We start from the raw sequence: 20,859 nt of genomic DNA, 5'->3' as shown, positions 1-20,859 counted from the left end.
GATACTCGATATCAATCAATTATTTACTACTCATTATAACATTCTTATTTTTTATAATATACTCACCTAGTGAAAACAATGTAAGTAAAAGCATAATAGCAATAAAAATATTTGTCACCATGCTCAGCTGTGGTAAATTAACTATAAGCAAAATGACTGTGATCATCTGTACAACTGTCTTTAACTTACCTGACATAGCCGCAGCAATAACTACACCATTATCAGAGGCTACAAGCCTTATACCACTTATTATAAACTCTCTTGCTATAACCACAAGTACAACAATTGAACTAAGCTGCCTAAGTTCAACAAAACAAATAAGTCCGGAACATACCAAAACCTTATCCGCAAGTGGATCCATAAACTTTCCAAAATCTGTGATAAGATTATATTTTCTTGCAATCATTCCATCCAGGGTATCTGTTAGTGCAGCAATCGCAAATATTACAAGTGCAATTATTCTAAACTTATAATCTTCCCCACCTTTGTATAAAAGGCTTGCCACAAAAAAAGGTATCAACAGTACTCTCAAAACTGTTAATTTGTTTGGCAAATTCATAGTACATCTCCTATCAAATCATACTCAGACGAACCTGTTATGATGACATCACAAAAATCTCCTGACATAAAATCTCTGTTAGTATTTACAAACACATATCCGTCCACACCGGGAACATCCATATAGGTTCTTCCAATATATACATTTTCCTCAGGAAGTCTACCTTCTATAAGCACCTTGAATTTCTTTCCTACCATTTTCTCAAGATTCTGTTCTGATATCTCCTGCTGAACTCTCATTATCCTATCTCTTCTAGCCTCTTTTTCTTCTTCTTCGATTTGATTATCAAAGCCTGCTGCAACTGTACCCTCTTCTTCACTATATGTGAAAACTCCCAGTCTCTCAAATTTCATATTCTTGATAAAATCAATAACTGTTTCAAGATCTTCTTCTGTCTCCCCGGGGAATCCCGAGATTATGGTAGTTCTAAGTGTAATACCCGGTATATTCTTTCTAAGCTTATCTATAATATTTACCAAATCATTATATGAAGTTCTTCTTGCCATTTTTCTAAGTATTTTGTCTGAAGCATGCTGTATAGGTATATCCAAATATTTACATACCTTATCCTCATTGGCTATCACTTCAATGAGCTCATCTGTGATTTCTTCCGGGTAGCAATAAAGTATTCTGATCCACTCTATGCCCTCAATCTTTGCAAGTTCCTTTAAAAGCTTTGGTAATCTCTTCTCTCCATATAAGTCTACACCATAGAGAGTAGTCTCCTGGGCTACCAAAATAAGTTCTTTGATTCCCTGAGCTGTCAAATCTTTTGCCTGATTTATTAAATCATCAAGTGGGTAACTTCTGTAATTGCCACGTAGCGATGGAATAATACAGTATGTACAATTTTTATTGCAACCTTCTGCAATCTTTAGATACGCATAATATCCACCTGTTGAATTCTTTCTCTTATTTGAAATAGATGGCAATCTATCAAGATCAAGAAATTCATTTTTTACTTCTCCACCAAGTACATCTTCTACAGTTTCAACTATTTTATCAAAGCTTGATGTACCAAGAAGAGCATCTACCTCCGGTATTTCCTTTATTATTTCATCTTTATATCTTTGAGCAAGACAACCTGTAACTATTAATGCTTTAAGAGCACCTTCTTCTTTTAGTTTTGCTGCCTCCAAAATGGCATTAATACTTTCTTCTTTTGCAGACTGTATAAAGCCGCAGGTATTAATTATCATTACCTCAGCTTCTTCATCCACATCTGTGTATTCAAATCCTTTTTCATTCATTAGACCCAGCATCATCTCTGAATCTACTGTATTCTTGTCACATCCAAGTGACACCATTGACATCTTCATATAAACCTTTCAATATAAATCCTAATATTAACAAAAAGCCATCATATAAATGATGGCAAATCAAAATGATTCTTAAGCTTCGTTATTAGGATCATCATTTGTTATTCTAACCTTCTGCTCAAACAATTCCTCAACTGCAATAGAAAGCGGCTTTTTTCCATCAGCCTTTACCTCAGGTATCTCACCATCAATAATCTGCCTTGCTCTCTTTGCACTTGCAATTACGATCGAATATCTACTTTGTACTACAGGTGCCTCTCCCGGATCTACATCCGCATTTGCAACATTGATAAGTTCGCTGTATGATGGGTGTAACATTTATTCTTCCTCCATAAAAATCCTGTTTAAATCTTCTTTTATCTTCTCAATAAAATCTCTGTTATCTGCTTTCATTTTTCCACGATTTGAAATAATTTGATTAAGCTCCTTTACAGCCCTTTCCAAATCATCATTTACAAGTACATAATCATACTTGCTCATGCAGCCTGCTTCCCATGCAGCCTGATGCAATCTTGCTTTTATATCCTTTTCACACTCAGTACCTCTACCAACAAGCCTCTCTCTAAGTATATGTGCATCCGGTGGTGTGATAAAGATAAGCATTGTATCCGGATATTTTTCCTTTACCTTTAAAGCACCCTGTACTTCTATTTCTAGAATTACATTCTTTCCGCTTTTTCTTTGCTCCAGTACATAATCTCTTGGTGTACCGTAGTAATTATTACAAAATGATGCATATTCTATTAATTCATCATTTTGTATCAGTTTTTCAAACTCTTCTTTACTTTTAAAAAAATATTCTCTTCCTTCTACCTCTCCCATTCTCGGGGCTCTTGTTGTAGCAGAAACAGATAATGCATAATCATCATATTCTGACAGCAGCTTTTTCATCAGAGTGCCCTTACCCGAACCTGAAAAACCTGATACAACAACCAAAATTCCGTCAGCCATATTTCCTCTATTCTATATTTTGAATTTGTTCCCTTATTTTCTCTATTTCAGTTTTCAATATTATGGCATAATTTGATATATTTAAGTCTGTAGATTTTGAAAGAATTGTATTAGCCTCTCTATTCATCTCCTGTGCTATAAAGTCCAACTTTCTTCCTATACCTATATCAAGCTTCATCTCATCAGACATAGCATTTATATGACTTATAAGTCTTACAACCTCTTCATCTACACATATCTTATCTGCAAATAGAGTCACTTCTGTAGCGATCCTGTTCTCTTCAATACCTGCTCCATTCAAAAGTTCATTTACTTTTAAAAGCAGCTTATTCTTATACTCTTCCAAAACTATAGGATATCTTTCTCTTATATCATCTGTAGTAGATGTCAAAAGTTCAAGTTTTGAACTTACATCTTCTAAAAGCTTTTCTCCCTCAGCCTCTCTCGTATAATAGAAAGATTTACAAGCCTCCTCCAGTACTTTGAATAAAAGTGCCTTAATCTCTTCTTCATCAAGCTTAGGTTCATCAATACTTATCACATCCGGAAGATTCAAAATATGTGATACCTTCAAATCATCCGTTATCTTATAATCTTTACAAAGTTCCAATCCTATATCCAAATATTTTTTAACTATATTTTTATTCAGATATACTCCACTTGCCTTATCTTTAAAGTCCAGATAATTTATAAATAAGTCCACCTTACCCCTTGAAACATATTTTTTTACAACATTTCTTATCTCAGCTTCAAATGGGAAAAATCTTCTGGGCATCTTTATATTCAAATCCAGATATCTGTGGTTTACAGATTTAATCTCTATAGATAATTTGTAATCACCTGTTATTTCTTCGGCTCTACCAAAGCCTGTCATACTCTTTATCAATGTTTCATCTCCATTCAGGTTTATGACATATGCACTTAATTATACTTTTTTCTCTTTTACAAGTCAATAAAGCTATAGCAATAATTTAAGAAAAACAGCATTTTTGTAATATGATGGTGCGAGATATTTTTTATAGCAGGAGATATTTTTTAGCAACAAAAAACTACTGTACTTTCGATTTACAAGATGATAATCTTTGTAGTATATCCGACTGTACAGTAGCTTTCGTTCTATATCTCCACTATTTTTGTTCCATGGGCTGCAACCATATTGGGGAGTTTTTTTGTTAACTTATCCAAGTTTTCAAAATTCACTCCACCACCCGGCATTATATCTACATGATTTTTAATTCCACATTCAATATAAGCCTTCAGAGTTTCTATATTTTCAAATATATCATTGCTTTCATGACTTCCATGTGTAAGTATTGTGTCAATTCCAAGTTTTGAAAGTGTCTTTATTGCCTCAATCCTTTTTTCAAGTGCCTCCTTAGGCTCAAGTCCAACACCAATATGATCAAATGCCATATGGAAAGTAAAATTCATTTCTTTTCTAAAAAACTTTGGTGCTGATACAAGTTCCTTTATAAAATCCTTGTCAATATCACCATCTTCTGTCAATGCACCTATAACCGCTCTTTTTATCCCCTGCCTTGCCATCTCCTTCAAGTCATTGTACATAACAGCTTTTTCTATATTATTGTATACGAAATTTCCTCCTCTTACTCTTATCATCACTGCAAGCTCTACATTATTTGAATCACAAAAATACTTGGCATAATCCCTTACGCCTAAGCTTACAGTAGTTCCACCCACTGCCAGATTATCACAGAGTTCAATCCTATTTGCTCCAGCATTAACTACTTCCTTTAAACAAGTAATATTTTCAATACAGGCCTCTAAAATCATAGTAACTCCTTAATTCAATTCTATTAAGGCTATTATATTCCTAAATACCATTTCCGTAAATACAAAAAAACCACCTTACAACAACAATTTGCTTACCGGTGGTTTTTCTTTCTTCTAAAGAACAACAATATAAAAGTACATATTGAAATAAAGAACAATATTATATAAAATTCAAGTGTACTCTCATCACCTGTTCTTACTATTGCTTTCTTTATTTTCTTTGCAATATCTATCATTGTGCCCTTATCTTCCTCGTTTATAGACGATACATTTGAAGGATCATCAATCTCAATTACCGGCACAATATCTCCATTGCTCTCAGGTTCACTTTCACTATTTGTGTCCCCGTAATTTTTATCTATCTTTTTAGAATCCTTATTATCTTTTTTACTACTACTTTCTTTATTATCTTTTTTACTACTATCTTTTTTTTCACCTCTTGAATCAGAGCCGTCATTCTTATTGTTTTTACCATTAGGATATTTAATCTCTACAAGATATTTTACATTAAAATCCAGCGCTGCCGGCTTTGCAGCTTCAAGTGGATCCTCTAGATAAGTATTAGTATATATATCATATCCATTAGTCAAAGCCTGGATATGGACTATATAATTTCTTTTATCAAACTCAAATTTTTCATTGTCTGTATTTGAAAGACTTATATTATATTTATATTCGCCTACATCATCAAAGTCACCAAAATCATATATCAGCGTTCCATTCCGCTGTAAAAAAAGCGGAACTATCGTATTTGAAACAATATTATCATGCGAATCCAGTTTACTTACACTTAAGTCATATCTATAGTAAATAGGATTGCTTCCTGATACATTTATATTTATTGGCAGTTTAACATTTGCTGCCAGAGCATTCTCCGGCACAAATATAAAACATGACATCAAAAGGAAAAATATGATTTTTTTATAAATTTGTTTCATATCATCTCCTTATAAGTTCACCAAAAAGTACAATTCTTCCATTTGTATAGGACTCTGTACATGTAGACATTGTGATAACTTTATTATTCCTATTTACCTCCCTGATATTTACCGCATTTTCCTGTAGATAATTATAGAAATCATCTTTTTGAGTATTTGCAAAATATGGAAAATAAATTTTTTCATTATATGCATCTGTCTGAAGCACAGCAAATATTTTCACATCATATATTTCTGTTCTTGTATATAAAATGCCATTTTCATGACTGTCAAAAAAGCTCTTATCAAGGAATTTTTCCACATCACCAAACATAGCACCATTGTCCATATGATGTCCGTATACAAGTGAATAATGCTCACTTATATCACCATTACATAGGCTGCTTAAAAAGATCGATCCTGCCAAAGAAAACTCACCATCTATATCCTTATTGAGATACTCCGCATCATCAATACCCTGAACTACCGGATAATTAATATTAGTATCAAAAATATTGAGCCATGCTCTCATATCAGGATATTTGTTAAATAATGCCTCTACATTTACTGTATCCTTTTCATTTCCGGTAGTACCGGGGGCACTCTTTAAGATTTCACTTGAAAGAGATGCCCCTTTGTATACATGAAAAATATCATATAGTGAATATGCTCCAAACAAAAACATTATCACCGCCATAAGAATAACGATTATATCTATAATCCTATTTCCTATGTATGCACATTTTCCTATAAAATTCATCTTTAGTTCTCAACTTCTTCTTTCTTTCTTCTCTTAAAGAATACTAAGATAAGTATAATTCCAAATCCTGCCATGATTGCAAAAGGAGCTACGCTCATTGCAACACCTGTAGGTGTAGGTGTATCACGATAGTTCAAGAAGAATATTGTATCTGCAACTGTATCATCTGACTTCACTGTGGTAACTGCTGTTACAGCGGCTACATTTGTATACTGGTTTGTAGATGTAGGTGCTGTAATTCTAGCAACATTAATACCATGAGTTGTCTTATATCCTGCCGGTCCTACCGCAGTTACATCCTCAGTAACTTTATACTTAGCTGTAGATGGAAGACCTGATATCTTTATAGTCTGACCACTCTTTAGTTTAACGTTTGTCAAAGAATATGTATTTCCTGTAACGCCTGTAATAGAATTAGGGTTTGCAGTATTTGTGGAAGATACTACATAGTCCATACCTACACCGATATTGCTAAGATCAATAGTAAACTTAAACTCTTCAGTTGTAGAACCCATGTTACCTGCTACATCCTTTTGAAGGATAATATCTCTTGTCTTAAATGTACTTACATCATCCTTATTGTCCGTTGTAATTGCACCATTTAAATCATCGATATAACCTGTAGTCTTTGAGTTGTCTGTAACTGTAGCATCTTTCTTCATCATGACGGCTGTCTTCAATTCAAGCTTTCCTGCCGCATTGTATCCTACATATACATCAAGATACCTCTTCTCCTTGCCACCTGTTAGCTGGCTTACATCTCCTGTATAGTCATGCTGGCTTGTAGTAAGGTTAAAATTACCGGTCTCTGTAATCTCATATCTATAGATACCGGGAACTGTTATATCATCAATACCATCTTCATTAAACTGCTCTGTAAAGTCTACTGTAACTTCTTTTTTTACAAGGTGGCTTGTAATTGTATCATTATGGCTGAACTCTGCTGCTGAAATTGTAGGCAAAGCTGTACCTGCAATTACAGTGATTCCACCATCAGTACCACTGATAGGTGTCTTTCCGCCACCACCATTGCTTCCTGTTATAGTATATGTATACTTAACATCAGGTGCCTTTGCACTGCCACCGGTTGTATCATCTACATTATATATCTTCATTTCTTTAGTAAACTTAATCTTGTTTGGTGTACCTGTTGCCGGCTTTAACTGCTTTGTTGTTTCTACTGCAAAAACACTCCCCGCCATAGCAACTGTCATGGTAGCTGTCGCCACCAAAGTCATTATCTTTTTTAACATCATATATTATCCTTTCTTATAACAATAATTATTTTTCCTTCAATACTTTTTTTGTTTACTACTCCAAAATACCTGCTATCTTTTGCAAGCGTTCTATTATCTGCAAGTATGAAATATTCATTTTCTCCAAGTATTATCGGATATGTAATATTAGTATCATATTTACCGGTACTTCCCTTGATATCATCCTCTACCAAAATAGCACCATTTAGTATAACATTGCCGTTATCATCAATATCGATGCTGTCTCCGGACGCTGCCATTATTCTTCCAATATATTTTTCACCATCCACTTTATAGCAAATAGCATCACCTGATTTTAAATTATTCTCAAGTCTGTAAAAGAATAATAAATCTCCTGCTCTAACTCTTGGCAACATCTCATTATTTGGCGAAATCCTAATTCCAAATACTATGAATACCAAAACATAAAGCATTGCAGCTAATGTCAATAATCTTATTATAAATGACTTGACTTCTGCTATACTCTTTTTTTTAATTTTCTCCTTTTCCTCTATAAATCCATCCTCCTATATATGTATTAACTATTGCTTTTTCATGCTCTCATATCACCATGTTTATGAATAGTTATAAAATATATTAACATCTTTTCCTCCTATTGAAGCCGAATATTCCAATCGAAAGAATCGACATTATTATAAATATTAAGGCATAAGATATATCAAATGCCACACCTGTAGGTACTGGTTTTATATATGGTTGGATAACAGGTTTTTTAAAATAATCTATTACATCATTACCCTTATACGAATAACTAACTTTTGCCGTATCATTTGAGTAAAAACCTTTCTGATTTGAGGATTTTGAACCTGTACCAGAATCTCCGACTACATTACTTCCATTGCTATGCTTTTGGAACTGCCCTGTACTTGCATACGTTGCCTCTGCCAAAGGTGTAGTCTTTATCTTAGCTTTTATTCTATATTTATATCCCTTTTCCAAGACGTAATTGGGTGGAAATCTAAGGCTTATAGTCTTTGTCGCATCATTATAATTAGCCACCAAATCTGACTGAGGATTTTTCAATGTACTTATTAACCTATAAGTATTTGACGAAATATGCTGCCCTGTAACTAAACCGGTACCACCTATAACCTCTATTTCCAGAGGATATAGCTGTCCGGAGCTATTCTTTGCAATCATTGCATACTGACTAAGCTTATCCTCAATAGATACATTACTTACTGTGATACTGTTCATAACTGAAATAATATATCTATATTGATCCATTAGATTTTCCAAACTATCAGCCGAGTACGGACTTGAACCTACCTCCACACCATTTGCAGGCAATGTAATACCTCTGTAGCCCTTTATAGGACTGTCATTATCATTTGAGTTTGTCAAAGCCTTTAGATGCTTATAATCATTTGTATCCCCCAAACCTATGCTGAAAAAATAGTCCAGATCAATAGCATACAATGCAAACTGACCGTGTAGCATAGCCATAGGACTGTATCTGTCAATTAAAAAGCCTTCATTATGCCCTGTATTATGATTTGTATAATATGTAGGGTCTCCATCAGTTAAAAAAATAAGCATTTTTAAAGCGTCACTTCTTCCGTTTCTAAACAGTTCATTTGCCTTTACAAATCCTTTTTCATAATTAATTCGACTTTGTCCACTTGCTGCCCATGGGTAATTACTTATAATTGAACTTTTATTAGCAGTCCAGTTTTGATAAACAGTCGGATCTGCATCAATTCCAACTAAAGCATAATTGACATTATACATATTGCTGTCCAGATAATTTTGATTTAGAAATCTTCTCAAGCTGTTATGAACTACATTCATCTTTGGATCATCACCAACTCTTATTCTTCTGTTCATTGAGCTTGAAGTATCTACTAAGAATAGCACATCAAGATTTGCTTTATCTGTAGTACTTCCGGTAAGATTGTTGATCTCAAGAGTCAAATCATATATACCGTCTTTATCCGGATCTTCTACAGTTTTACTTTTAGATATCCTTACCTTTCCTCGCCTTGTATTGGTGGCGTTTTCAGGTTCATATACCAATTCGAGGAACTGCATTTCATTAGGTCCGAAAACCACCCAGTTTGTACCGTCTACAGTATATCTCATACCCTTTATAAGGCTGGTTTCTCTCTCGATTTGAATTACATTGTCAACAACCGTTCCATTTGACATCCTTACTCTGGCATACTTATACTTCATTCCCGGTATGCCGGTATCCAGCTGCTTTGGAGTTATTTTATCATTGGAATTATTAAAATATCCGTTATGGTCTCTATATATACTTAGTTGATTCAAATCGGAAGCTATCTCATTACCGTTTGTATCCACATACTTTATATTGACCTTAAATTTTCCACCCCATATCAAAGTAAAGGTTGAAAATCCGTCTGTACTGAAGTTAGTAGTGATACTGTTATCTTCTTTATCCTCTGTAAGAGCAATATCTTCTATCTTCGTTACGCTGTTATCATCCTTTATATGATAAACTTCTGTATCTTCAGGTTTTGCCCCCGGCGGCAACATATCATTATCAATCTTTATATTTACATATACAGTTGTCAAAGGTTCTATCTCTAACTGATTTTCATCCTCAAAATGAATATCTAAAGATATCGAATCTTCCGGATAAGTTTCGCTTTCAGATTCATCATTTCCTATTACTGCATCATCTAAATAATTTATATTCTCACTTATCTGTTCACTATCCGCTACGCTTTCTCCAATCTCTTCTATAACTTCTTTTGTTTCTTCGATACTCTCATCAAAAGCCGCTACAGTCTCAATCATATTAGAGCTTGCTGTATTTCCTATATAATCATCTCCATCTTCAGGATTTATATTATTATCAATCTCATCTTTACTTAACCTTCTAGCCTTGAGTGTAACCTCTCTATCAAATGCATCTGCCGGAGCACTAACTATTACACTAATACCGTCCAGATTTACTTCATACCGCTTTGCATTTGAATCCGTAGCCACATCAGGAGAGATAACTATATCACTAAATTCAGCATTTGAAGGAGTCGCTATATCTGCAAGTGTATCTTTAAACAAATACACAATTAAGCATATAAAAAAAACAAACAATATTTTTCTAAAATGTTTGTATATAAAATTTAAAATTATTATGCACCTCCTCCATCAAAATAATATGGACTTATCATAACATATGTTCATAAAATTTCAACCTAAAAATAAAAATACTGCCATATATAAATGACAGCATTTAAAAATTATTCACTTATAACAAAATATTATTTCTACATATAATTTTACTTCCGGCTCTTCTTTGACATTGCCAATATACTCTGCAATATTATAAAGAATGCCAATATTGTTGCTATTATTATCTTTGTCCACCAAGAAGATAATGTTCCCTGGAAGCTTACAAATGCCTCTATTGTTCCCTTTATAAGTACACCGAATAGACTTCCAAATACATTTCCAACTCCACCTGTCAGCAATGTACCTCCTATAACAGAACCGGCTATTGCTTCCATCTCAAATCCCTTTGCCTGCTCCACAAAACCTGCACAAGTATTTAGACAGAATAAAAATCCACCTATAGAACAGAGCAAGCCATTAAGTATATATACCTGTAATTTTATCTTTTTTACATTTAGCCCCAGTAACAGTGCAGACTGCTCATTTCCACCTACTGCATATACACTTCTTCCAAACTTTGTGTATTTCAGTAAAACAAACATAAGTACCAGTATAATTAATGCGATTATTACAGTTGGATAAATATATGGATATACTACTACACCTTTTTTATTCACTATTCCAAATAAAGGAATGGTAACCTTTTTATTTGCCCAGGAAAGAAATGTCTCATTAGTTATACTTATCATCTCTTGAGATATAATTGCAGTCATACCTCTTGCAAAAAACATACCTGCAAGAGTTACTATAAATGGCTGTATATTCAGATATGATATAAGTACTCCTTGGACAAATCCAAATACTAGTCCCATTATAATTACTACAAAAATAGAACTTATTGCACTCATCTTACCCTTTTCCATCATAAAGGCCAGTACCATACAGGTAAGTGCGACAAATGATCCGACAGAAATATCAATACCACCTGATATTATTACCATAGTCATACCTGTAGCTATAACTATAAGACCTGCATTTGATATAAAAAGATTGAGGAATACCTGTGGCTTTTGAAATCCCTTACTTCCAAACATTATAATTCCAATAGCATACATTATAATAAAAAGAACTATCGTCATATAAAGTAAAAATGTCTTGTTATCTATATTTTTTATCTTATCTTTCATATGCCATCTCCACTTTCTTTTTAAGCTTAAGTTCTCTTATAATCCTTTGAAATTCTTTAGACTGCAAAGAAACTATGATCACTACAACTATAGCCTTATATACCGGAAGCTGATCTGCAGAAACGCTCATAGCATACAATGTTGTCGTAAGTGCCTGAATAGTATAAGCTCCTATAACACTTCCGAGTAATGAAAATTTGCCTCCACCCAGGCTGTTTCCACCCAGTGCCACTGCAAGTATGGCATCAAGCTCTATATTAAGACCGGCATTATTCGCATCTGCCGAATAAACTCTAGATGATACAATCATTCCTGCAAGACCTGCTAAAAGCCCACAAAATGCATATGCTATAAATTGTATAAGTACAGGATTTAATCCCACAAGCTTTGCAGCTTTATTATTTATACCGACAGTTTCTATGTAAAGTCCTAAAGCAGTCTTTTTTAGCACTAACAAAGTCAATATAACTACTACTATTGCAACAAATACAGGGGTGGGAAGCGGAATGCCTTGAATTGAATTTCCCAGCATTTTAAACGATTCCACTCTGATATAGGTTATCTGACCATTTGTTACAAGCTGTGCCATTCCTCTTCCTGCTGTAAACAATATAAGGGTTGCAACCATAGGCTGTATATTCATCTTCGCCACAAGAAATGCATTAAATGAACCACAGGCCAGTCCAACTAATATTGCAGCAAAAAATGCTAATATATATGGTGCATGGTATATATCTGTAGAAACTTCTCCTCCTGATAAAACAAAGCAGGCAACCGCACCGGCCAATGCACAAACCGCACCTACCGATATATCTGTACCTCCTGATGAAGCTACAACTAAAGTCATACCAACTGCCAATATAACAAGCTCACTTGCACGATTGATAACATCTATTATATATCCGTAAAGAACCCCATTTTGTACTGTGATATTGAAAAAATTGGGAGTCTTTATCATATTTATAATTAAAACCAAAATCAAACTCAGTATGGGCAGAAATAATCTGGCAGATGATATTTTTTTTAAATTAAATTTACTCATTTATCTGCACCTCCTGCTATAGCACTCATTATATTATTTTGAGAAATCTCATCAGATTTCAACTCACCAACTTTTTTCTTATCTCTCATTACCACCATTCTTGAACAAGTTCTAATCATCTCCTCTATCTCTGATGAAATAAATATTACACTCATACCATCATTTGCCAAGCTTAGTACTAGTTTTTGTATTTCTGTTTTTGTTCCTACATCAATACCTCTGGTTGGCTCATCTAATATTAGTAAATCCGGATTTGTAAGCAGCCATCTACCCAGTATTACCTTTTGCTGATTACCACCTGAAAGTTGTTTTATAGGTGTTTCTCTACTTGCAGTTTTAATCTGTAATATTTCAATATATTTATCTACAAATTCCTCCTGCTTTTTGTTTGGAATAAGCTTAAAAATACCCTGCTTTGCCTGCAATGCTATTATCAGATTCTCTCTAACTGACAAATCCGCTATAATTCCTTCATCCTTCCTATTTTCAGGAAGATATGCCATACCAAGCTTCATAGCATCTATAGGTGCATTTATTTTTACTTCATTATTTTTAAAAACAAGCTTTCCACTATCAACTCTATCCGCTCCATATATAGACCTTACCATCTCAGAACGCCCTGAGCCCAGTAGGCCTGTTATTCCTACTACCTCTCCCTTATTTAATTCCAAGTCAAAAGGCCTTATATTACCCTTTGAACCAATAGACTCAGCCTTTAAAAGAACTTCTTTATTATCAGACTCCTTGCCCTCTCCCTTAATGTTTTCAAGATCATTGAAATCCTTACCCATCATTTTTGCAACCAGCTGTACCCTTGGAAGATTTTCCACCTCAAATTCACCAACAAAGCATCCATTCCTTAGTACAGTGATCTTATCACATACAGCATATACCTGCTCCAAAAAATGTGTAACAAATATTATACCGATGCCATCTTTTTTTAGTTTCCTCATCAGTGTAAAGAGTTTTTCAACTTCTCCATCATCCAAGGATGATGTCGGCTCATCAAGTATAAGTACCTTAGCTGACATATCTACTGCTCTGGCTATAGCTATCATCTGCTGTATTGCAATGGAATAATTCTCAGTCGGCTTTGTCACATCTATATTAATATTCAGTTTATCTAAAAGTTCTTTGGACATTCTATTCATCTTTTGCCAGTCAATAAGTCCAAACTTTCTTGGTTCTCTGTCTAAAAAAAGATTTTCTGCTACAGATATATTAGGACAAAGATTCACTTCCTGATAAACTGTACTGATTCCATTTCTTTGTGCTTCCTTTGGGCTTTTATTTACAATGCTTTTATCCTCTAGAATAATCTTTCCGGTTTCGAACTCCTCAACTCCGGTAAGTACCTTTATAAGAGTGGATTTTCCTGCACCATTTTCTCCCATCAAAGCATGGATTTCACCCTTCTTTAAACTAAAATCTACATTTTCAAGTGCCTTTACTCCCGGAAAATTTTTACAAATACCTCTCATCTCCAATAGATTATCCATAATCACCTCAAAAGGAGTGAGGGGCAATCCACTCCTCACTCCCACTATTACCTTTATACAAAATAAATTAATAAGCTCTCTCAGACTTTATCTTCTCAAGATCCATACTTGTATCAAAATATGATTCATCCACATATTGAATCTTATCCACTGTTTCACCCTTCTCAAGTTTTTGAATAATCTCTGCTACTCTTGGCCCATGAAGTGGGCTACACTCAATACTTGCATTCAAATCACCTGCAATCATTGCATCAAAAGCTGCCTTTACAGCATCAAATGATATAACTGTTATATCGCCATCCGGTCCGCATGTCTTTCCTGCAGCCTTTATTGCATCTATAGCACCAAAAGCCATATTGTCATTTTCTGCAACTACAACATCAATATCATCAAACTGCTTTAGGAATGACTCCATAACTTCCTGACCCTTTGACTGTGTAAACTCACCTGTCTGCTTTGCCAGCATATTCCAGTTTGCATTATTTGCTAAAACATTTGCAAATCCGTCTGTTCTACCTACTTGAGCTGATGCTCCTATTGTACCTTGAAGTGTAACTATGTTAATCTTTTCATCAGCTGCTACATTCTTTGACTTCAAATAATCCTCAAGCCAATGGCCTGCAGTCTCACCCTCTTTTATGAAATCACCACATACAAGTGCAGTATAAAGCGAATCATCTGAGGTCTTTATCATACGGTCTGAAAGTATTACAGGTATACCTGCATCCTTTGCTTCTTGTAAAACAGTATCCCATCCGGTCTCTACAACAGGTGCAAGTACTATATAATCAACTTCCTGCTGTATAAAATCTCTGATAGCCTTTATTTGATTTTCCTGTTTTTGCTGTGCATCATTAAATATCAGCTCATATCCATTCTCAGGAACAAATGTAGTTTTAAATGACTCTGTATTTGCTGTTCTCCAATCAGACTCAGCACCCACCTGTGCATAACCTACTACTATGGTTTTTCCGGCTTCTTTAGATTCTTCACTCTTTGCCTCTTCCTTTGTAGCCTCAGTTGCTTCAACTGCCTTGGTCTCTTCAGTTGCCTTAGTTCCTCCACCACAGCCTGTAAGTGCAAACATTGTCAACATAATTGCGGATACAAACAAACTTAAACCTCTTTTACTCATAAACTCCTCCTTTGAATTTATTTACGAAACTTTTGTTTCCTATATTATAATATAAAAAAACCTATGAAAACATAGATTTTTTTGCGTATTTTTTATATTATTTTTTTAACTTTATATTTTTGTATGTTATTTTAAGATAAATGTTCAATATATTATGAATAATATGTACAGTATGTGGTCTTAAAATGAAATTTCTATTCTACAGGTAATTCTATCATAACATTTGTACCCACTCCCTCTTCACTTTCAATTATAATCCCGTATTCATTGCCATAATAAAGCCTGATTCTTTCTGCTACATTATATATTCCAAAACCCTCACTTGAAGTTCTTACTTTGTCATTTTCCTCTATACTTTTCCCTTCGATGATACTTCTTAGGCTTGCAAGTTTTATACTATCCATGCCTATACCATTGTCCATTATACTTAAAATTATTCTATCATTTTTAATATAGCCCTTTATACAGATTTTACCACCTGATCTCTTATATTTTATACCATGGTATAGTGCATTTTCTACTATTGGCTGTAATAAAAGCTTCAAAATTCTCATATCATATAAGCTATCTTCTATTTCTATACTGTACTCTAAAATATCTTCATATCTAAATTTCTGTATCTTTAAATAGCTTTCTATATGCCTTATTTCCTCCCTTATCTGTATAAACCTTCTTCCATTATTAAGTCCTATTCTTAGAAAACTTGATAATGCTGTAATCATCTCTACAACTTTTTTTGAATCACCGGCTTCAGCCATCCAAACTACCGTATCCAGAGTATTGTATAAAAAATGTGGATTTATCTGTGACTGTAACAGCCACAGCTCTGTATTTTTCTTATTCTTTTGCTCTATCTTTATATTTTCTATGAGTTCTTTTATTCTAATAATTTTATCATTGAAATTTTCAGAAAGCTCATCAATCTCCAAAATATTACTTTCCAGATTATTTTCTAATAAATCATTTTCACTCCTCTTTGTATAATTACAAAGCTTTTCAATAGGTATTGCTATATGCCTAGATACCTTTTTGTACATAAAAACAGTAAAATATAAGATACAAAATATACTTATAATACTGGCAACAAATATAGCTGTCATTTGATCTCTCAACATGATACTTAATACATTAAGCTCCTTTGTTTCCTCATAAATGTAGTCATTTACAGTATCTTCTATAAGCTCTGTTGTTACTCTTATATCATACTCCAGACTATCCATATTTTTATTGTAGTCTTTGTAAATGTCACTTTTTGCAATATTGTCTATCTGTTTTTTCAGTATATCCGTAAGAATTATAAGTCCTTTCGGCCTGTTCTTATCATCATTTGAATCACTGTATTCCAAAAGCTTTTCAAATATATTCTTTGCATAATCCAGATCTTCGTATGGATTTTGATTTTCTATGGTGTCAGCACCTATTACTACTCTATACATCTTATGATCAATATTCTCTTTAAATTTAAAATTAAATTCTGTAGCAATGCTAAGGTTCTTGACTATATTTATGTACTTATCATTTTGCCATTTTAACACAAATAAAAGATAAATAATAATAAATAATATAGGAATAAAGGTTATAAGCAACCTCTTCATAACATAATTTTGTATACTATTTTTCATTTTTATTTTCTCTATATGCCTTGGGGGTATCACCTTGATATTTTTTAAATGACGAACTGAAATAATGCTGATCTCTGTATCCCACTTCCATGGCGATATCTGATATTCTTTTATCAGTACTTCTTAAAAGTATTTTAGCTTCATTTATTCTGGTCTTTGTCAAATAATCTATAAAATTAATTCCCAATTCCTGCTTAAATATTGTACTAAAGTATGTAGGACTCAGTCCTATATATTCTGCCACATTATTCAATGATATATCACAATTCATATAATTCTTCTCAACAAAGTCCTTTGCTTTGTTTAATAAAAAACTATAATTCTTTCCTGCAAGCTGTTCCCTTTTATCAACTGTATATAGTAAAATTTTTAATAAATAATCTTTCACTGTATAGATATCTGTCACTGCCAAATCGAATGCTTCCATACTTCCAAATTTATTTCCAAAAATTTCTTTTTCAGTCACATTATTATCAAAAATATTGTTTAATTCTATGAATGCATCCATAATAATATACTGCCTAAATATCAGAGATTTTAATTGACTACCCAATGTATTCATATATACATCTACAAAGCTCTCAATATCTAAACTGTTTCCACTTATTACAAACTCTTTTAATTTACCTTTATTAAATCCTGATGTATCAAATTTCTTTATATCAATTTCAATATCTTCTATTTTTATATTTTCAACAGTATTATTTGACTTTGAAATAATAACTGTCTTTATTTTCTTTAGCACAGATAAGAGTTTTTCCTTTGAAATAGGTTTTAAAAGATATTCAGATGCACCTATATGTATTGCTTTTTGTGCATAATCGAAATCATCATAGCCACTTAGAAATATAATTACTGTTTCCGGAAATTTCTCCTTTACTATCCTTCCAAGTTCCAAACCGTCCATAAAGGGCATTTTTATATCGGTAATCAGAATATCGGGCCTTGACATCTCAATTAGGGGAAGTGCCAATTCTCCATCCGCAGCTTCCCCTACAAAATCAAATCCATATGATTTCCAGTCTATTTCATTCTTTATACCTTCTCTAACAAACTTTTCATCCTCTACTAAAAAAATTTTTACCATCCCCTATACTATCTCCACAGGATTTGTACTTTTGAATTCAAAAACTTTTATTCCATCATATTTATTCAGATCATTTGCAATTTTTTCTATAAATACATGCTCAAGACCATAATGTGTAGCATCTATAATACATATTCCGTCATTAATTGCATCAAGACCATCATGGTGAGTTATATCACCTGTAATAAGTACATCCACCTCACCAAGTGCATACTTATACATTCCTTTCCCTGACCCCGGGCTTATTGCAATTTTTGAGATACTTCCCCTTACATTTTCTCTACCAAATACTACAACACTCTTTAAACCAAAGCTTTTCTTAACAAGATCAATAAGTTCATCTATGCTTAATGGCTCTTTCAGATCTCCTATTTTCCCAATGCCTACTGCTTCTCCATCTATAATATCCGTTACCTCAAGAGGTTTTGTATTACTAAGATAAAGCTTCTCCATAGCTATATCAGCCATACCGCCCTTTGCAATATCAAAATTTGTATGCATTGCTATCACTGAAATATTGTTCTCAAGTATTTTTAAAATATAACTTCCCAAAAGATTTTCATCTGTAACTCTCTTTATAGATGAGAATATAATCGGATGGTGTGACACTATCAAATCAATTTTATTTTCTATTGCAAAGTCAAGAACATCATTTGTGATATCAAGTACCACTAAAACATTTTTTATATCTGCATCTCTTTTGCCAAGTAAAAATCCTGAGTTGTCCCAGTCCATAGCCAGCTCCAGTGGGTACAGATTATTTAAATATTCTAAAATATCATTGCATTTCATCTACGGTCTCCTCAATTATATTCAGTCTTTTTAAAAGTTCTTCTTTTCTTTCAGTATTCAATCCCTCATTTGAAATAATATTCAAATACTTGTTCCTTTCTTTTTCAAGAAATTTTATCAATATAGTATTTTTATTCCCAATAAGATATCTGCCATATAAAAGTTCTCTATCTGAATAGAAGCTCTCAATACCTATATACACAACTTCCATTACTGTATAGAACTTCCCCTCATCAATACACATATCTTCTCTAAATATTTCAAATCCGTTTTTTAAAAGGTAGCTCCGTACTTCATCTATCTTAGTATGAGGTGAAAGAATAAATGTATTTTTCTTATCAAAAAATTTTCTACCTCTCTCCAAAATATCAATAATAAGTTCACCACCCATACCTGCTATAATTATAGTATCTACCTCATCATTTGATACTTTTTCAAGACCATTTGAAAGTCTTAGAACAATGTTTTCTTCCACACCGAAAAACTTAATGTTTTCCTTAGCTTTTTCTAATGGTCCAATATTTATATCACAAGCATATGCCTTGGCAATTATCTTATTTTCTATAAGATAGATCGGTATATGTGCATGGTCAGTTCCTATATCCGCTACTATTGCATCCTTCTTTATAAAATCTGCGATAGTTTGCAATCTTTTTGATAATCTCATCTTTTTCTCTATTCCAAAAAATCTTTAAGTCTTTTTGATTTTGACGGATTTCTAAGCTTCCTAAGCGATTTTGCTTCTATCTGCCTGATTCGCTCTCTTGTAATCCCAAAAACTTTTCCAACTTCCTCAAGTGTTCTTGGCTTACCGTCCTCTAATCCAAAACGCAGTAATATTACCTTTTGTTCCCTTTCAGTAAGTGACTTTATAACTTCCATAAGTTGATCATGTAATAGTACGTCCATAGCAAAGTTTAGAGGTACCTTGGCATTGGAATCTTGTAAGAAATCCCCAAGATGCGAATCTTCTTCATCACCTATGGGAGTTTCCATAGACACCGGTTCCATTGCAAAGTTCATTATCTCCCTGACTTTAGCTACCGGTAAATTCATAATCTTTGCCACCTCTTCAGCATTTGGCTCTCGTCCAAGTTCTTGAACAAGTTTTCTTTGCGTCTTTATAAGTCTATTGATGGTTTCGACCATGTGTACCGGAATTCTTATAGTTCTTGCTTGATCTGCAATAGACCTTGTAATAGCTTGTCTTATCCACCATGTAGCATATGTTGAGAACTTAAACCCTTTTTTATAGTCAAATTTTTCAACAGCACGTAACAGACCAAGATTTCCTTCTTGTATAAGATCCAAAAGCTGCATCCCCCTACCCATATATCTCTTAGCAATGCTAACCACCAGTCTTAAGTTAGACTCAGCCATCTTTTTTTCAGCTTCTTTTCTTATACTATAATCAATATCAGATAATTTCTTAGCCAGATCAAGTTCTTCATCTACGCTCAAAAGGGGTATCTTTCCTATTTCTTTTAGATACATCTTTATGGAATCCTCTATTGTTACATAGTCGTCTAAATCGTCCAAGATATTTAAGTTTATATCTTTCAAGTCCTTGATATCTTCCTCATTAAACTCATCTTCAAATTCTGTATCATTTAACAGGATATACTCCTCAGGATCTGTATCTGCATCAAACTCTGCCAACTCTTCATCTACAAAAATATCTTTCTTTTCAAGAAATTCTATAAAATCAGATAAGTACTCCTTTGGAATATCATTTTCATTGAAGATTTTTTTTATACTTAAGGCTGTAAACTTTCCGTCCTTATCTTTTTTAAATATTTTTTCAAACTCATTTTTTAAATTAGTCCCCCTCATACTA

At 33.4% G+C, this 20,859-nt stretch carries 20 protein-coding genes; all 20 read right to left on the bottom strand.

All coding sequences use genetic code 11. The features are described 5' to 3' along the window. Nucleotides 1-19 precede the first annotated feature (19 nt). The 20 genes from pgsA to rpoD all read right to left on the bottom strand — a co-directional run bounded on the left by pgsA (nucleotide 20) and on the right by rpoD (nucleotide 20,855). Nucleotides 20-559 carry a CDP-diacylglycerol--glycerol-3-phosphate 3-phosphatidyltransferase gene (gene pgsA, locus D4A81_RS05645; RefSeq protein WP_111524144.1) on the bottom strand — a complete coding sequence of 180 codons (540 nt, stop codon included), beginning with the start codon at nucleotides 557-559 and terminating at the stop codon, nucleotides 20-22. Further along, the gene (rimO, locus tag D4A81_RS05640) at nucleotides 556-1,878 is read right to left on the bottom strand and encodes a 30S ribosomal protein S12 methylthiotransferase RimO (RefSeq protein ID WP_111524143.1); all 1,323 of its coding nucleotides are present in this window, start codon (nucleotides 1,876-1,878) and stop codon (nucleotides 556-558) included. The genes pgsA and rimO overlap by 4 nt, the downstream gene beginning before the upstream one ends. A 72-nt stretch (nucleotides 1,879-1,950) precedes the next feature. Beyond that, nucleotides 1,951-2,196 (bottom strand): DNA-directed RNA polymerase subunit omega, encoded by a 246-nt coding sequence (rpoZ, locus tag D4A81_RS05635; RefSeq protein WP_007591751.1) that lies wholly within the window; start codon nucleotides 2,194-2,196, stop codon nucleotides 1,951-1,953. Continuing rightward, nucleotides 2,197-2,829, bottom strand: coding sequence for a guanylate kinase (gene gmk, locus D4A81_RS05630; RefSeq protein WP_111524142.1), 633 nt, complete (start codon nucleotides 2,827-2,829; stop codon nucleotides 2,197-2,199). Nucleotides 2,830-2,836: 7 nt separating this feature from the next. Beyond that, nucleotides 2,837-3,715, bottom strand: a complete 879-nt coding sequence (locus D4A81_RS05625; protein ID WP_111524141.1) for a YicC/YloC family endoribonuclease — start codon at nucleotides 3,713-3,715, stop codon at nucleotides 2,837-2,839. A 230-nt stretch (nucleotides 3,716-3,945) separates the two neighbouring features. Then, nucleotides 3,946-4,623, bottom strand: coding sequence for a copper homeostasis protein CutC (locus D4A81_RS05620; protein ID WP_111524140.1), 678 nt, complete (start codon nucleotides 4,621-4,623; stop codon nucleotides 3,946-3,948). Nucleotides 4,624-4,715: 92 nt separating this feature from the next. After that, nucleotides 4,716-5,561, bottom strand: coding sequence for a sortase (locus D4A81_RS05615; RefSeq protein WP_111524139.1), 846 nt, complete (start codon nucleotides 5,559-5,561; stop codon nucleotides 4,716-4,718). A 1-nt stretch (nucleotide 5,562) separates the two neighbouring features. Next, nucleotides 5,563-6,300, bottom strand: a complete 738-nt coding sequence (srtB, locus tag D4A81_RS05610) for a class B sortase (protein ID WP_111524138.1) — start codon at nucleotides 6,298-6,300, stop codon at nucleotides 5,563-5,565. 2 nt (nucleotides 6,301-6,302) lie between these two features. Beyond that, nucleotides 6,303-7,556, bottom strand: coding sequence for a DUF7601 domain-containing protein (locus D4A81_RS05605; protein ID WP_111524137.1), 1,254 nt, complete (start codon nucleotides 7,554-7,556; stop codon nucleotides 6,303-6,305). Beyond that, nucleotides 7,553-8,005 (bottom strand): signal peptidase I, encoded by a 453-nt coding sequence (gene lepB, locus D4A81_RS05600; protein ID WP_242977571.1) that lies wholly within the window; start codon nucleotides 8,003-8,005, stop codon nucleotides 7,553-7,555. Before lepB ends, D4A81_RS05605 begins: the two co-directional genes overlap by 4 nt. Before the next feature lie 148 nt (nucleotides 8,006-8,153). Then, nucleotides 8,154-10,613, bottom strand: a complete 2,460-nt coding sequence (locus D4A81_RS05595; protein WP_242977569.1) for a vWA domain-containing protein — start codon at nucleotides 10,611-10,613, stop codon at nucleotides 8,154-8,156. Between the two features lie 212 nt (nucleotides 10,614-10,825). Further along, complete coding sequence (locus tag D4A81_RS05590) at nucleotides 10,826-11,845, bottom strand: ABC transporter permease subunit (RefSeq protein WP_111524135.1); 1,020 nt, start codon at nucleotides 11,843-11,845, stop codon at nucleotides 10,826-10,828. Beyond that, on the bottom strand, nucleotides 11,835-12,887 hold the full coding sequence (locus D4A81_RS05585) for an ABC transporter permease (protein ID WP_111524134.1): 1,053 nt from the start codon (nucleotides 12,885-12,887) through the stop codon (nucleotides 11,835-11,837). The genes D4A81_RS05590 and D4A81_RS05585 overlap by 11 nt, the downstream gene beginning before the upstream one ends. Beyond that, nucleotides 12,884-14,386 (bottom strand): sugar ABC transporter ATP-binding protein, encoded by a 1,503-nt coding sequence (locus D4A81_RS05580; RefSeq protein ID WP_172621793.1) that lies wholly within the window; start codon nucleotides 14,384-14,386, stop codon nucleotides 12,884-12,886. The genes D4A81_RS05585 and D4A81_RS05580 overlap by 4 nt, the downstream gene beginning before the upstream one ends. 67 nt (nucleotides 14,387-14,453) lie before the next feature. After that, a complete protein-coding gene (locus D4A81_RS05575; RefSeq protein WP_111524133.1) occupies nucleotides 14,454-15,521 on the bottom strand; it encodes an ABC transporter substrate-binding protein in 1,068 nt (355 codons plus the stop codon). Nucleotides 15,522-15,715: 194 nt separating this feature from the next. Then, nucleotides 15,716-17,143 (bottom strand): sensor histidine kinase, encoded by a 1,428-nt coding sequence (locus D4A81_RS05570; RefSeq protein ID WP_111524132.1) that lies wholly within the window; start codon nucleotides 17,141-17,143, stop codon nucleotides 15,716-15,718. Then, nucleotides 17,133-18,230, bottom strand: coding sequence for a response regulator transcription factor (locus D4A81_RS05565; RefSeq protein WP_111524131.1), 1,098 nt, complete (start codon nucleotides 18,228-18,230; stop codon nucleotides 17,133-17,135). The genes D4A81_RS05570 and D4A81_RS05565 overlap by 11 nt, the downstream gene beginning before the upstream one ends. A 3-nt stretch (nucleotides 18,231-18,233) precedes the next feature. Beyond that, a complete protein-coding gene (locus D4A81_RS05560) occupies nucleotides 18,234-19,022 on the bottom strand; it encodes a Nif3-like dinuclear metal center hexameric protein (protein ID WP_111524130.1) in 789 nt (262 codons plus the stop codon). After that, complete coding sequence (locus tag D4A81_RS05555) at nucleotides 19,009-19,689, bottom strand: tRNA (adenine(22)-N(1))-methyltransferase (protein ID WP_111524129.1); 681 nt, start codon at nucleotides 19,687-19,689, stop codon at nucleotides 19,009-19,011. Before D4A81_RS05555 ends, D4A81_RS05560 begins: the two co-directional genes overlap by 14 nt. Nucleotides 19,690-19,697: 8 nt before the next feature. Beyond that, nucleotides 19,698-20,855: an RNA polymerase sigma factor RpoD gene (rpoD, locus tag D4A81_RS05550; protein ID WP_111524128.1), complete on the bottom strand. Its 1,158-nt coding sequence runs from the start codon at nucleotides 20,853-20,855 to the stop codon at nucleotides 19,698-19,700. Nucleotides 20,856-20,859: the final 4 nt, after the last annotated feature.

This window comes from Lachnoanaerobaculum umeaense (assembly GCF_003589745.1).
In the GTDB taxonomy this organism is placed as follows: domain Bacteria; phylum Bacillota; class Clostridia; order Lachnospirales; family Lachnospiraceae; genus Lachnoanaerobaculum; species Lachnoanaerobaculum umeaense.
This window is presented reverse-complemented; position numbering and strand designations above follow the sequence as displayed.